Genomic DNA, 576 nt, shown 5'->3' with positions numbered 1-576 from the left:
CCGTCATGGCTCCAGCTCATCGAGTTGAAGCGGATAAGCAGCGTATCATTTTACATGTTTTGCAGGCAGCGAGAGCGCTTCCACCAGAAAGGTAATGCAGTCATGTTAGGCTTTTTCAAACGCAATCAAAAGAACCATACTGTTCAACATCATCACTATCCGTACTCGTTTATCACCGTCAGCGAGTACATCAAACCGATGACAGTAGTAGAGTTTGAATCTGCCCAACAGAGCTTAGAAAACGCAAGCGAATGGCTTTATCAGAGTCATCAAAAGCGCATATGCGTTGTGCGCACATTTTAGCCATCACGATATTTGAAACGTCAATTATCAAGAAACGTTGAGCCAAATGGTCTCACGCCATGCGATCCCTGTCGTGTTGACCAATTGCCATGAAACCCTGCTCTCTGCCCTACCCGTCGTACTGGCAGGACATGAAGAGGTTGGTTTAATGGACATCAACCACAATATGGGACTGAAATCGACGCTGAATGTGAAGTTAGGTTCCGCCTACCATTTTGCGCTCACTCGCTATCCAAACAGCCGGGCGTTTTTTKKTGGCTGTCGACAAAGATC

1 protein-coding gene and 2 pseudogenes are annotated in these 576 nt (G+C 46.5%); all 3 read left to right on the top strand.

Annotation, left to right across the window (positions count from 1 at the left end; genetic code table 11):
• Positions 1-95, top strand: a pseudogene (locus CIK04_RS29200) (IclR family transcriptional regulator); the annotation flags it as partial.
• 7 nt (positions 96-102) lie between these two features.
• Entirely contained in the window at positions 103-303 is a 201-nt protein-coding gene (locus CIK04_RS34800) for a hypothetical protein (protein ID WP_325205988.1), read from the top strand.
• A gap of 46 nt (positions 304-349) precedes the next feature.
• A pseudogene (locus CIK04_RS34795) lies at positions 350-576 on the top strand (arginase); the annotation flags it as partial.

The sequence above is a fragment of the Vibrio sp. 03_296 genome (genome assembly GCF_002265885.1).
This window is presented reverse-complemented; position numbering and strand designations above follow the sequence as displayed.